The 12,874-nt window shown below is 61.3% G+C and carries 11 protein-coding genes; 4 read left to right on the plus strand and 7 right to left on the minus strand.

Going from position 1 to position 12,874, the window contains the following annotated elements:
• The 3 genes from ACRECS_RS22450 to ACRECS_RS22460 all read left to right on the plus strand — a co-directional run.
• On the plus strand, positions 1-462 hold a 462-nt coding region (locus ACRECS_RS22450; RefSeq protein WP_431585191.1), incomplete at its 5' end, for a hypothetical protein.
• A gap of 20 nt (positions 463-482) precedes the next feature.
• Entirely contained in the window at positions 483-2,204 is a 1,722-nt protein-coding gene (locus tag ACRECS_RS22455) for a M1 family metallopeptidase (protein ID WP_431585192.1), read from the plus strand.
• Positions 2,201-2,797, plus strand: a complete 597-nt coding sequence (locus ACRECS_RS22460) for a methyltransferase family protein (RefSeq protein ID WP_431585193.1) — start codon at positions 2,201-2,203, stop codon at positions 2,795-2,797. Before ACRECS_RS22455 ends, ACRECS_RS22460 begins: the two co-directional genes overlap by 4 nt.
• 70 nt (positions 2,798-2,867) lie before the next feature.
• Here the strand turns inward: ACRECS_RS22460 and ACRECS_RS22465 are convergent, their stop codons facing one another.
• From ACRECS_RS22465 to ACRECS_RS22475, 3 genes are all read right to left on the minus strand, one after another.
• On the minus strand, positions 2,868-4,037 hold the full coding sequence (locus ACRECS_RS22465; protein ID WP_431585194.1) for a pyridoxal phosphate-dependent aminotransferase: 1,170 nt from the start codon (positions 4,035-4,037) through the stop codon (positions 2,868-2,870).
• A 33-nt stretch (positions 4,038-4,070) separates the two neighbouring features.
• A complete protein-coding gene (locus ACRECS_RS22470) occupies positions 4,071-4,895 on the minus strand; it encodes a sulfite exporter TauE/SafE family protein (RefSeq protein WP_431585195.1) in 825 nt (274 codons plus the stop codon).
• 118 nt (positions 4,896-5,013) lie between these two features.
• Positions 5,014-7,593, minus strand: coding sequence for a TonB-dependent receptor plug domain-containing protein (locus tag ACRECS_RS22475; RefSeq protein WP_431585196.1), 2,580 nt, complete (start codon positions 7,591-7,593; stop codon positions 5,014-5,016).
• Positions 7,594-8,175: 582 nt separating this feature from the next.
• Here ACRECS_RS22475 and ACRECS_RS22480 point away from each other — a divergent pair.
• Positions 8,176-8,520, plus strand: a complete 345-nt coding sequence (locus ACRECS_RS22480; RefSeq protein ID WP_431585197.1) for a hypothetical protein — start codon at positions 8,176-8,178, stop codon at positions 8,518-8,520.
• Here ACRECS_RS22480 and ACRECS_RS22485 read toward each other — a convergent pair.
• The 4 genes from ACRECS_RS22485 to clpX form a co-directional block, all read right to left on the minus strand.
• Entirely contained in the window at positions 8,517-9,122 is a 606-nt protein-coding gene (locus tag ACRECS_RS22485) for a GNAT family N-acetyltransferase (RefSeq protein WP_431585198.1), read from the minus strand. The two genes, ACRECS_RS22480 and ACRECS_RS22485, sit on opposite strands and share 4 nt — an antisense overlap.
• Positions 9,119-10,204 carry a calcium:proton antiporter gene (locus ACRECS_RS22490; protein ID WP_431585199.1) on the minus strand — a complete coding sequence of 362 codons (1,086 nt, stop codon included), beginning with the start codon at positions 10,202-10,204 and terminating at the stop codon, positions 9,119-9,121. The genes ACRECS_RS22485 and ACRECS_RS22490 overlap by 4 nt, the downstream gene beginning before the upstream one ends.
• Positions 10,205-10,226: 22 nt before the next feature.
• The gene (locus ACRECS_RS22495) at positions 10,227-11,438 is read right to left on the minus strand and encodes an MFS transporter (protein ID WP_431585200.1); all 1,212 of its coding nucleotides are present in this window, start codon (positions 11,436-11,438) and stop codon (positions 10,227-10,229) included.
• A gap of 161 nt (positions 11,439-11,599) precedes the next feature.
• The gene (gene clpX / locus ACRECS_RS22500) at positions 11,600-12,868 is read right to left on the minus strand and encodes an ATP-dependent Clp protease ATP-binding subunit ClpX (RefSeq protein ID WP_034159405.1); all 1,269 of its coding nucleotides are present in this window, start codon (positions 12,866-12,868) and stop codon (positions 11,600-11,602) included.
• Positions 12,869-12,874: the final 6 nt, after the last annotated feature.

A 12,874-nucleotide genomic window follows, 5' to 3' on the forward strand; every position in this document is an offset into this window, starting at 1 on the left:
CGTGTCGAACCGTTCGTGCGTGCGCGGTCGGATAGCTGGATCATCAAGGAAGGAACCGCCGCGACTCGCTCGCTGATCATCGAACCCGATGGCGGCTGGACCGAACGCGACGGCAAGCGGGTCGCCCTGCCCGCCCATCAGGTCCTGCACGAACGCGAGCAATATGGTCTGTACGGCTATATGCTGCTGCGTGCGCCGACCGCGGCGGCTGGGGCCAAGCTCCTCGCCGCGCATCCAGGCCTGCCGCCGGTCAGCTTCGAAACGGATCCGACCGGTCGCCTGAGCGCCGCCAATTATACCGTCTTCGCACCGGATGGCGGTGAGGTTATCCAGGAACGCTTCGCCTTCGACGGTACTGTCTCGGCGAAGGGGCTGAACTGGCCCAAACGTCTGCGCATCGCGCAGAACGGCATCCCCTTCTTCACACTCGTCATCGACCAGTTCATGGTCGAGCTGCGCTGACCTCGCGAAGAAAGCCCCGCATGATCGTTCGCCCGTTGCTTGCCGCCTCGCTCGTCGCGCTGATTGCTGCGGCACCTCCACCAAAAGGATTGCCGCCACTGACGGCCCAGACGCAGCGGTCGGGCGGGCCGATCGATCCGGAACAGGCAAAGCTGCAACTCGACACGGTCGACCTGGCGATCGAGGTGATGCCGGCCAGCCAGTCGATCGCCGGTGTCGCGACGCTCGATTTCACCGCCAAGGCACAGCTGACCAGTCTGGTGATCGATCTCGACCGCAACTTGCCCGTCAGCGCCATCGCGATCGATGGCAAGCCATTACAGCGATCGGCCTGGGTCAATCCCGAAGGCAGGCTGACCATCACCTTGCCCGCACCGGTGCCGGTGGACGGCAAGGTTACAGCGAAGATCAGCTATGGCGGCACTCCGCATGTTGCGGTGCGCGCGCCCTGGGATGGCGGCTTCGTCTGGTCCAAGACGCCGGCGGGACTGCCCTGGATCGCAACCGCTGTGCAGGGCGAAGGCTGCGACCTGTTCTGGCCCTGCCTCGATTTCCCGACTGCTGAACCGCGTTCGGTCGACTTACACATCACGGTACCCAAGGGGCTGAAGGCACCATCGAACGGCGTGCTGCTTGGTGTCGACAAATTGGCCGACGGGCGCACGAGGTGGAACTGGCGCGCCAGACATCCGAACATGTATGCGATCGCGCTCAACATCGCGCCGTACGAAGACATCACGGCGACCTATCAGAGCCGCTTCGGCAACAGCTTCCCGATGACCTATTGGTACCTGCCGGGCGAAGACAAACAGGCCAGGGCGTTGTTCGCCGAATTCGCGCCGACCGTGGATTTCTTCGAACGTACCATTGGCCCCTACCCGTTTGGCGACGAAAAGGTCGGCGTGGTGGAAACCCCGCACAAGGGCATGGAGCACCAGACGATCAACGGCTACGGCAATGAATACGCCAAGGCGCCCGAAGGGTTTGACTGGCTGTTCCAGCATGAATTCGCCCATGAATGGTTCGCAAATCAACTGACCGTCGCCGACTGGGACGATATGTGGCTGCACGAAGGCTATGCCACTTATATGCAGCCGCTTTACGGTCGCTGGCGTGAGGGTGAAGCGCGTTATGCCGCAATGATGCTGGCCAGCCGCGCCGACATTATCAACAACGCACCGATCGTCTCGGGTAAGCCGCGCGCCGAAGAGGATGTTTACCAGGGTGACAGAGGCGGCCCGGGCCTCGACATCTATTACAAGGCGTTGTGGATGCTCCACACGCTGCGCTATCTGATCGGCGATCAGGCTTTCGGTGACGTCACCCGGCTAGCCGTCTATGGACGGATCGATCCGAAGCCGGGCAATTTCGCGCCGCGCTACTGCAGTACGGCCGAATATCAGAAGATCGTCGAACAGGTCACCGGTGTGGACTATCGCTGGTTCTTCGATGTCTATCTGCGCCAGGCGGCTCTTCCCGAACTGGTGGAAACACGCGCGGGCGGGAAACTGACCTTGAGCTGGAAAGTGCCGGGCAACCTGCCCTTCCCGATGCCGGTAGATATCCAGATCGACGGCCGGGATACCCGATTGGCGATGACGGGCGGCAGCAATACGATCGATATATCGCCTGATGCACATGTTGTGGTGGATCCCGACAGCCGCATTCTCAAACGATCGATCGCCGTCGAAGACCTGCAAGCGTGGCGCGCAGCGATGGCTGCCAAAGCAACAGCCAAATGAGTTTCGTGCACGCCAGCCCGGTCGGCGTGCCGGGATTGGCGGCCATGGCGACCGGCTTCGTGCTTTTCCTGCTGTCATTGCTGGTGGCGCGCAGCGGTGTGGCGAAAGACGCCGGCCAGCAGAAGAAATCACGGCGTTCGCTGGCGGGAATCCTGATCCAGGGATTGGCTATCGGCGTTGCCGGCTTCGGCCCGATCAATGTCGGGCTCGCCCCCCTATCCGCCTTTGCAAACGGCCAGGCGATCCTGATCAGCCTCCTGATGGCGGCAGTCATCGGCCTGTTCGTCACCTCGACGCGGGCGCTCGGGCAGAATTGGAGCCTGGTTGCGCGCACCCGGTCAGATCACAGCCTGGTGATAGCCGGGCCCTTCGCTCATGTCCGCCATCCCATCTATGTGGCACTGTTCCTGTTCATGATCGCACTGGCGGTCGCGTTCGGGCATCCGCTGCACCTGTTGCTCTCGGTACCGCTCTATTTCATCGGCACATGGTTGCGGATCGTCGAGGAAGAACGGTTGCTGCGCGAGAGGTTTGGAAGCGCTTACGATAGATATGCGATGCGGGTATGTCGGTTCGTGCCAGGGATATTCTGAGCCAGTAAAGGCTTTCGGGCTCGGCCCTGCCCCGATGTGTGGCCAAGCCCGATGTCTCAAGCGCAGGACATCATGTCCAGACCTTGTCGAGCGCCATGCAGAATGCCTTCATTTCCGCTGTCGATCCGACGGTGACGCGCGAGACAGTGGGCCAGATCGGCCATGATCGACCTATCTCCACGCTCTGCGTGCGGAAGGCGACCTGCATGTCCTTGGCCTGCTTCGTCTTCCAATCGATCATGAACATGTTCGCATTGGTGGGAACGACGGTCAGCCCGCGCGTCTTGAGATGATCGAGCGCAAGTCCGCGCGCTGCTTGCATTTCTGTACGCCGTGCTGCGATCAGCCGCGCCGCTGTCAGGCTCGCCGTAGCGCAGGCCAGCGAGGGGAGCGGCAAGGCGCCCGATTGCATGCCGCCGTCATAGCGCATCATCTTCGCGATGATCCCCGGGTCCGCCATGATATAGCCCATCCGCATTCCGGCCATGCCGAAGAGCTTGGAGAAAGTGCGCATGACGATCACGTCCTTGTGCGCGACGGATAGATGCGACGCGGTCGGCACCCCGGCAAAATGCGTATAGGCCTCATCGACGAGCACCACCGAGCCCGCTGGTTTGTTGGCAATCAGCCATTCGATGTCCGCGATCGGCGTGATCGTCCCTGTCGGATTGTTCGGGGTGCACACATAATAGAGTCCGGCGTTAGGGTCAGCGGCCAGCATCCCCTTCACGTCGTGCGTGTGGTCGGCCGTGAGCGGCACCCGCTTGACTGGTGCGCCAAGCCAATCTGCGGTGCGCCCTGCCAGTTCGAAGGTCGGATCGGCCGTCACCAATCCGCGCGTTGGAGAACAGAAGCTGACGACCGCACGGGACAAGGGGTCACTCGACCCGGGCCAGGGCGCAACATGGTCATAGGGTACGCCCTCGACCGACATCACAGCCTTGATGAAATCGCCGCGCTCGTCATGCGGGGAATAGCGATTGCCCGATGCGATGGCCTTCGATGCCGCCAGCTGCCCGGGCAAGAGCGGCCCCGTCCAGCATTCATTGGCGCCGATGCGAATCTTGGCCGTCGGTGCGGGATCAGGCACGCCGCCCGATGCCCAGGCCGGGCGCCCGACGCTCGCAGTGACCGCGCCAGCACTCAAGACCGCCGCAACCCGTGCCAGCTGGCGCCGCGAATAGCCTCGACCGAGCAGGTCGTCAGCCGCTTCTTCTGTAATCATATCAATGTTCGACATGTAGATGCTCCCTGTTGAATCATATTTTTATGGTTAGATTTTCAACGCGTTCCGAAACATGATGGCGGCAATGAAGATCAGATAGACGCCGAACAGGCGCTTCAGCAGCGAGGATTCCAGGCTGTGCGCCGCGGCAACGCCAAGCGGCGCGGTGAGGATCGACATGGAAGAGATTGCCACCGCGGCCGGAATATTAACATAGCCGAGCGACCCCCAAGGTAAGCCTGGTTCGCGAAAACCGATGATCGCAAATCCAAGCGCGCTGGGCACGGCGATCAGCGTCCCGATGCCCGATGCGGTTGCAATGGCACGGTGAATCGACCGTCCGCACAAAGTCATCACCATGATGGCGATCGTCCCGCCTCCGATCCCCAGGAGAGATGAAAATGTTCCAAGTCCACCGGCGATGCCGATCCGCGTCACGCCAATTGGCATGTCCTGACTGACCACCCTGCCGCTCAGCCGCGGCACCAGGAAATTCACTGACATCAACAGGACGCCGGTCGCAAAGATCACGGTCAGGACCTTGCCATCAACATGGTCGGCCAACAGCACGCCCGCGCTGCAGCCGAGCACCACCCACGGGGCCCAGCTTTTCAGGATTTCGAAATCGACCGCACCGCGCTTGTGATGCGATCTGAGCGAGCGGATCGAAGTGACGATGATCGTCGCGGCCGATGTTCCGATCGCGACATGGGCGTATTGACTGTGCACGCCGCCGAGCAGCGGCAGCACGACGAAGAGCGCTGGCACGACAACGAAGCCGCCGCCGATGCCGAAAATGCCGGCGGCAAAGCCGGCCATCAATCCGGCGGCCAAAAGGGCCGCCAACGGTATCAACCATGTGAGGACAGGCATGTCGGTATATCCGTTCTGGGAAAATGCCGCTGTCGGCTGGCCAGTGCGCACCGGCCGACAAGCGTCGTCCAACGTGATGCCGCTCACGATGCCGCATCGGTATCGCGAGCGGCGATGGTCAGAATTTCACGCCGATCCTGGCGTAATAATATCCGCCGTTGATGCCGTAGGGGCTGAAGGTAAGCGGTGCGTCGAGCACATTGCCGCCGTTCTGAAGCGTCGAATTGGTCGTGCCTGGAACTAGCCCGACGGTTGGCGGACGTTTGTTGAACAGATTGTTCGCGCCGATCGACAGATCCACGCCGTCGATCAATTCATAGCCGAGCTCCAGGTCGGCAATCGCCGCGGTGCCGATCTTCTGCAGATAGAATTGCCCGCCATCCGGGCTGGCATAGGCAGAGCTCTTGCCGAATAAGGTTCCCCGTAACGTGGCGGAGAATTTCCCGACCGTATAATAAGCTGACCCGATCACCTTGACCTTTGGTGAAGCGGTTTCGAGGTTGCTCTGCGCGCTCAGGTCGAACAGCGGGATTGGCTTGTTCGTCTTCGGATCGATCAGCGTCGACGGGGCTGCGCCAAGCCGGGTGATCTTCGTCTCGTTGTAGTTGCCCGACAGGGTCCAGGCGACCTTGCCGGCATCGCCGAAGTCGCTCGCTGCGCTGAACGTCAACTCGATACCGCGCGTCCTTGTATCCGCTCCGTTGGTGAAGATGTTGATACCGGTCTGGCCGACCGTCGGATCGAGGATATTGCCGTTGGCGATAATGGCCTCCTTTACCACCAAGAAATTGGTCGCGCCGCCGCTACCGAAGATCGATCCGGTACCGAGGATGCGATCCTTGATCTTCACCTGATAGGCATCGAGCGTGACCGTCACGCCACGCGATGGACGAACTACGACACCGGCGCTGAAATTGGTCGATTTTTCCGGCTGCAGATTCTGGAAGCCGATCAGCTTGGCTGCGGCCGAATTGGCTGGAAGCTGCACGAACGCCGAGGATGGCGACACGTTGGTCGCCGAATAGAAAGATTCCGCCAACGTTGGCGCACGGAACCCGGTCGAAACCGTGCCGCGCAAGGCGAATGCGGGCGAGAAGTCGTAGCGACCTGTACCTTTGAAGATCACCTTGCTGCCGAAATCGGAATAATGTTCGTACCGCACGGCGCCGTCGAGCTTCAGCGCCTCGATCGGCGTCGCCGCGATATCGAGATAGAGCGACTGATTCTCGCGGTCGTGATTGCCGGCATCCGACGGACGGAAGCCTGGATAGGATTGTCCGCCCTCCTTGTAAATCGATGCCGGGTCGCCCGAGCCGATCGAATAGGTGTTCTTGCGATATTCACCGCCGAACGCGACGGTCATCGGGCCGGCCATGCCGAGATCGAATTCATTGGTGAAATCGGCGTTCGCGGTGAACTCCGTCGATTTGAACATGCCGTTGTAAAAATCGCGCGGCGTGAAATGGGTATCGATAAACAGCGAACGGTTGGCCGAATCGAGCGTGTAGATGAGGTTCTTGTCCTCGCCATAGGTCGTACTCACGTCATAGTGGAAATCGCCCAACGTGCCGCGCACACCGCCGGTAAAGGCAAAATCATCTTCGCGAATGCCCTCTCGCGGACTGAATCCGAGTGGAAACGGCACCAGCTCGCCAGGGGTGGTCAGGCTTCCCGCGACGCCCAGCACCGGTGATGCGATCACTCGGTCGGGGACGCGCAGATTCTCATAAGCACTGGCGATGCGTTTGCTGTACGACCCGAAGGAATAGGCCTCGACCGATCCGAAATCATAAGCCGCGTTGAACTGCACATTCGTCAGGTGAGATTTGGCATCGCCATTGATCCGGTTGACGTAAGGAAACCCCGGAATGTTGCGGTAAAGCGCCTGTTGCTCAGAACTGAGCGCCGGAGTGGTGGTCGGCGTCAGCAGTACGCCATTGATGTCGGTGACCCTCCGGTCGAGCCCGCCGATCTGAGTGAAATCGTGGTAGCGATGGAACAAGGTCACGTTGATGAACCCATCCTGGCCGATCGCGGCGGCAAGATGGAGCGTGCCGGAATAGGTGGTTCCGCCGACATCGTAATTCTTGCCAGCGGTCGCCGAAGCATCGCCGCCCTCGCTGTCATCCTTCAGGATGATATTGATGACCCCGGCGATCGCGTCCGAGCCATATTGCGCCGCCGCGCCATCTTCGAGCACTTCGATGCGCTTGATCGAACCGGGCGAGATCAGGTCGAGATCGGCGGTGGCCGAGCCTTGATAGGGGCCGCCAAGGACCGCGAGATTGGCCGTACCATGGCGTCGTTTTCCGTTGACCAGCACCAGCGTATGGTTCGGGCTGAGGCCGCGCAATCGGGCGGACAAGGTCAGGTTGGCAGTGTCGCCACCAAACGCCTGAGCGGTGAATGACGGCACCAGTTGCGTCAGAACCTGATTGAGATTCGGCTGGCCAACGTGAGTGATGGCATTGGCGTCGATCAGCTTGATCGGGGTTGCGCTTTCCCCAGCGGTAATGCCGGTCGCACGCGTCCCGGTAACGATGATGTCGTCATCGATTGGCACCGGCCCGCTTTCGTCGGGGAGCGCGCCGTCCGCCGGCACGATGCTCGCCGGCTTGTCTTCCGCCCAGGCGGTGCCGTTCGCGGCAAGAGTCGCGATCGCCAACGCGATCATTGAGATACGAGTGGTAGATTTCATCGTGGCGCCCCCGTTTATGGATATCTCCAGGAGCCTCCCACCGCACCATCCCCCGATGTTTTGCTTAATTGTTAAATTGATTTCATCCCTGCTTCTTTAGGAAAAAGACTACATACCATCGCCCAACCAATATTGGTGCAATGTATTATTTAAAACATAGATATGCTGATAGCAAAGCAGGATTTACCTGTCTTTGCATCTACTTCGACTGCTCGCCGAATCTGCCTCTCCGTTAGAAGCTGTAATAGATATTCATATTTTACGTCTTGCAACTGCAATATTTGCATCTATCCAATTGCGTTTAAATTTCGGCCGCAAGGCAATGATTTTATTGTGCATCGCAGCACAGCTCATCGAGCGAAGAATTCCGCAGACACGCATTTTCCGTATCTCGACCGCCCCTTTTCCGTCCATATTGATGACAAGATTGATGACAAGGGACGGCGCGCGAAGCTGTCGGTTGCCGCCAGACCCTATAGGGTGCGATAGTCAGGCACGCGCGGGACATGTCCGGTTGATGCCACCGCCATTTTGCCAATGGCGCTGTCCGGCACCAGCGCACGAAAAAGGAATCAACAACCAATGGCGAAGGCCGATAGGCTGGCTCAGCTCGACGAACGCCGGACGACAATGGAGCGCGACTATCGTCTGCTGCTGATAGCTGCACTTGAGCGGTGCGCCGCCGGCAAATGGGGATTATTCGCCCATAACAGGGATCGGCAATTGACCGCGCTCTGGGCGCTCGCGATCGAAGAATTGACCGAACTCGCCGATGACGTAGACGAGATTCGCAAGCGTCTCGGGCTGTCATCGTTCGACCTACATGCCGAGTTCATGGCTTCGCGTGGCCCGGTCGATCCCAGTGCTGTCGGCGAACCAAAGCAGGCCAAGGCCTGGCTGGCGAAACTCGCTGTAGAAACCGCTTAGGCGCTGCGCATCATCGACCAGAAGCGTGGTCCGCCCTTGGGCACCTGCCATTCGCCGGTCAGCTCGAAGCCAAGACCAAGATAGAAACCGATATTCTTTTCCAGCGGCGTTTCCAGATAGACCGGGAGCCCCCCGCCCGCGACGCGATCGAGTCCGGCCTGCACTGCCGCCCGGCCCAGCCCGCGTCCCTGCATCGCCGGATCACAGCCGGCGATATGGAGATACCAGTAATCCCCGGTCGGGTGATGCGCGTCGATCGCCTCGGACACCGCCAGCGCCCGCACAAGAGCACCACTCAACCCCATAGCGCGGAGCACCGGCCAGGCGCTGCGGATCAGCTCGAGACGGCTGGTCCGCGATCGCCCGGGCCCGCGCCACAACGTAGCCGCTGCACCGCCCGCTGTTACCAGCCGCATACCCGCCGCCTCGTCCCCATCAAACAGCAAGGCGAACAGTTTCGGCAAGCGCCGGGCGCGAACCACCGGATCGGGAAAGATGAAGCAAGTTGCCGGGTCTTCGGCAAAGGCCCGCGCCAGCATCGCCGCCACCGGTGCCCGATCCCTCTGCCCGGCCAGCAATGTCGTTGGGCTTTCAGTCGTCATGGCACGATCGTCGTGAACAGATAGGCGGCAAAGATGACGAGGTGCACCGCCCCCTGCAATACCGTCGTGCGCCCGGTACCGAGCGACAGGATCGACACCATCAGCGACAGACCGAGCAAGGTGATGCCCTTCGCATCGATGCCGAGGCTGAGTGGCAGGTCAAGCATGAGCGACACCACCGCAACGCTCGGAATGGTCAGACCGATCGTTGCCAGCGCCGAACCAAGCGCAAGGTTCAAGCTGGTCTGCAGGCGATTTCGCTTCGCCGCACGATAGGCCGCCAGGCTCTCGGGCGCGAGCACCAGCGCGGCGATCGCCACGCCGACCAATGCCAGAGGCAGGCCTGCCCCGACCACCGCCCGTTCCAGTGTGGGTGCGAGGCCCTTGGCGAGCAAGACCACCGCGACCAGCGCGACAAGCAGCAAACCGAACGCCGTCCATGTCGTACGCACCGATGGCGGCTCGGCGTGCGCGTCAGCGGGCAGCGCGCCGGTGGTCGCAGGCAGGAAATAATCGCGGTGCCGTACCGTCTGCACCAGCACGAAGGTCGCATAGAGAATCAGCGACATGATCGCGACGAAGATCAATTGGCTGTTCGAGTAGACCGGCCCAGCGACGGTCGAGGTGAAATTGGGTAAAACCAGCGTCAGCACGACCATCGCGGCGAGCACGGCAAGCGTCGCGCTCACTCCGCGCTGAACGAAGCGCTGCTCATGATGCCGCGCGCCGCCCGCGAGCAGGCACAGGCCGACAATGCCGTTGAGGATGATCATCACCGCGGCGAACACCGTGTCACGAGCCAGGGTGGCACCATCCCCGCCTTCGGCAAACATCAGCGAGACGATCAGCGATACCTCGATCACCGTGACAGAAATCGCCAGAACCAGAGTTCCGAATGGCTCGCCGATACGGTGGGCAACGACTTCGGCATGATGGACCGCCGCGAGTACGCAACCGATCAGGATCAGCGCTCCGATACCAGCACCAACGCCACCCATCTTGGAGATAGAGGCCAGGACGGCGACAAGGCCGAGCGGCGGCAGGGTGAGCGACCAGAGCGGCAGACTGGGGTTACGGGTCATGTGTCGGCTGGATTCCTTGATCTTAGATGGTCGCACGCGGCGGCGCGATACTGTGGCGGCAAATGACGAACAGCACCAGCGCGGGCACTGCGACCATGCCATGAATCCAATAGGCCAGACCATAGCCGCCTTGCGCGACCAGCCAGCCGGCGACAATATTGCTCAACGATGCACCGATGCCCTGTACGGTCATCACTGCGGCCAGGCCGACATTGAACCGTCCGCTGCCCGACAGGATTCGCTCTGCTGCGACCGGAGTGACGATTCCGAGCAATCCCGCACCGAAGCCATCGAGGAACTGGACCGGATAAACCGTCCAGAACCCTGTCAGGCCACCGGCAATCGCTCCGCGCAACGGCAAGGCGGCCAGCCCGATGACGAATACCGCTCCCAGCCCGAAGCGCCTGATTAGCAGCGGCGCAAGCACCGCGGCACCGATCATGGTCAGCTGCGCGACGCCGGTGATCAGCGCGGTGGTCCGGAAAGGTGTGCCGAGTTCGATCGAATATTGCTGTGCGATCAGCCGGCTGATCGGTGCGTTGGCGAAATGGAAGATCAGCAGCACGACCGCGAGCATGATCAGGCCACGCGAACGGAGCAGCACGGTGAAACCCGACGGTCCCGGTTCGCCATCGTCATGCGCCAGTCCCCGCGCCACTTGGTGATCGATTCGCTTTGGGTCGATCGCCGCGGCCGCAATCACCGCGCCAAACGCCGTAGCAATCATCAGCCAGACGATGCCGGATTCGCCATACAAGGCCGTCGCGACGTAGATCGCGGCGAGCGAGAGGACATTGCCCGCGTGATTCCAGAATTCGTTGCGCGACACCTGATCGGGAAAGCGCTCCTCACCGACCACGCCCAACGTCAGGCCGATCAGTACAGGGCCGATCACGGCGCCGACCACCGCGGTCATGCCCTGCCCGCCGATGACCATCGAGACCGAGGGAATGCGCAGCGTCAGCAGCGCAGCGACCGTTACCAGGATTACCGGCACGATGACCAGGGTTCGCTTGTAACGCGTGCCATCGACCAGCGCGCCGAACAGCGGCGTTGCAATCATGCCGAGCAAACCGCCACCTGTCGCGATTGCACCCAATGCCATAGAAGACCAGCCATGGGTCGCGAGATAGGCGTCGAGGAACGGCCCCAACCCGTCACGTGCGTCGGCGAGAAAGAAATTGAGCGCAGCCAACGCGATAAGCGGCCGCCGCAGCCCGGCATCAGTCAACAAAGGCGATGCGCCACCAGATGGAAAAGCCACAGCTGGTGCAGCGAGCATGGCAGCATCGGACATGGCGACGAAACACCGGCCCGATGGGAAGGTTCAATAATCGCCCGAATTATGCCGCGACCGGAAAACCCGGCCCGGGAAAGTCAGGCCCGGCACTGCGATCACGCAGCGCCGGCGCCCGCCTTGTCCTTCTTGGCATAGACGCGGATCGGCTCCTTGCGGCCTTCGATCACGTCGCCGTCGATCATCACTTCGTCGACGCCGTCCATGCCGGGCAGGTCGAACATCGTGTCGAGCAATATACCCTCGAGGATCGACCGCAGCCCCCGCGCGCCGGTCTTGCGATCGATCGCCTTCTTGGCGACCGTGACCAACGCATCGTCGGTGAAGCCAAGCTTGACCTGCTCCATGTCGAACAGCTTCTGATACTGCTTCACCAAAGCGTTCTTCGGCTCGGTCAGGATCGTCACCAGCGCGGGCACGTCGAGATCCTCGAGCGTCGCGATGACCGGCAGGCGGCCGACGAATTCGGGGATTAGTCCGAACTTGAGCAGATCCTCGGGCTCGACCGCCTTCAGCGTCTCGCCGGTACGGCGTTCCTCAGGGCTGGCGACATAGGCGCCAAAGCCGATCGACTTGCCCTGCAGGCGATCGCCGATGATCTTTTCGAGGCCGCTGAACGCGCCGCCGCAGATGAACAGGATGTTGGTCGTATCCACCTGCAGGAACTCCTGCTGCGGATGCTTGCGACCGCCCTGTGGCGGCACCGATGCGGTGGTGCCCTCCATCAGCTTGAGCAGCGCCTGCTGAACGCCCTCACCCGACACGTCGCGCGTGATCGAGGGGTTTTCCGCCTTGCGGCTGATCTTGTCGATCTCGTCGATGTAGACGATGCCGCGCTGCGCGCGTTCGACATTGTAATCCGACGCCTGAAGCAGCTTGAGGATGATGTTCTCGACATCCTCGCCGACATAACCCGCTTCGGTCAGCGTCGTCGCATCGGCCATGGTGAAGGGCACGTCGAGGATTCGCGCCAGGGTCTGGGCGAGCAAGGTCTTGCCGCAGCCGGTTGGCCCGACGAGCAGGATGTTCGACTTGGCAAGTTCGACATCCGCGCCCTTCTGGCCGTGGTTGAGGCGCTTGTAATGATTGTGCACCGCGACCGACAGGACGCGCTTGGCGCGCTTCTGACCAATCACATAATCGTCCAGAACGTCGCAGATTTCCTGCGGCGTCGGCACGCCCCCGTCCTTTTTCGAGACGAGCGCGGACTTGGTTTCCTCGCGAATGATGTCGTTGCAGAGCTCGACGCACTCATCGCAGATGAACACGGTGGGCCCGGCAATGAGCTTGCGCACCTCATGCTGCGACTTGCCGCAGAACGAGCAATAGAGCGTGCTCTTCGAATCGCCACCGCTGAGCTTCGTCATTCAATA

It is taken from the genome of Sphingomonas sp. (assembly GCF_050725575.1).
Lineage (GTDB): Bacteria > Pseudomonadota > Alphaproteobacteria > Sphingomonadales > Sphingomonadaceae > Sphingomonas.

Excerpts from the sequence above, each read along its gene's own strand:
- ACRECS_RS22460 (WP_431585193.1), top strand. The coding sequence starts at position 2,201 with ATGAGTTTCGTGCACGCCAGCCCGGTCGGCGTGCCGGGATTGGCGGCC.
- ACRECS_RS22475 (WP_431585196.1), bottom strand. The coding sequence starts at position 7,593 with ATGAAATCTACCACTCGTATCTCAATGATCGCGTTGGCGATCGCGACT.
- clpX (WP_034159405.1), bottom strand. The coding sequence starts at position 12,868 with ATGACGAAGCTCAGCGGTGGCGATTCGAAGAGCACGCTCTATTGCTCG.
- ACRECS_RS22485 (WP_431585198.1), bottom strand. The coding sequence starts at position 9,122 with ATGACGACTGAAAGCCCAACGACATTGCTGGCCGGGCAGAGGGATCGG.
- ACRECS_RS22490 (WP_431585199.1), bottom strand. The coding sequence starts at position 10,204 with ATGACCCGTAACCCCAGTCTGCCGCTCTGGTCGCTCACCCTGCCGCCG.
- ACRECS_RS22470 (WP_431585195.1), bottom strand. The coding sequence starts at position 4,895 with ATGCCTGTCCTCACATGGTTGATACCGTTGGCGGCCCTTTTGGCCGCC.
- ACRECS_RS22480 (WP_431585197.1), top strand. The coding sequence starts at position 8,176 with ATGGCGAAGGCCGATAGGCTGGCTCAGCTCGACGAACGCCGGACGACA.
- ACRECS_RS22465 (WP_431585194.1), bottom strand. The coding sequence starts at position 4,037 with ATGTCGAACATTGATATGATTACAGAAGAAGCGGCTGACGACCTGCTC.
- ACRECS_RS22455 (WP_431585192.1), top strand. The coding sequence starts at position 483 with ATGATCGTTCGCCCGTTGCTTGCCGCCTCGCTCGTCGCGCTGATTGCT.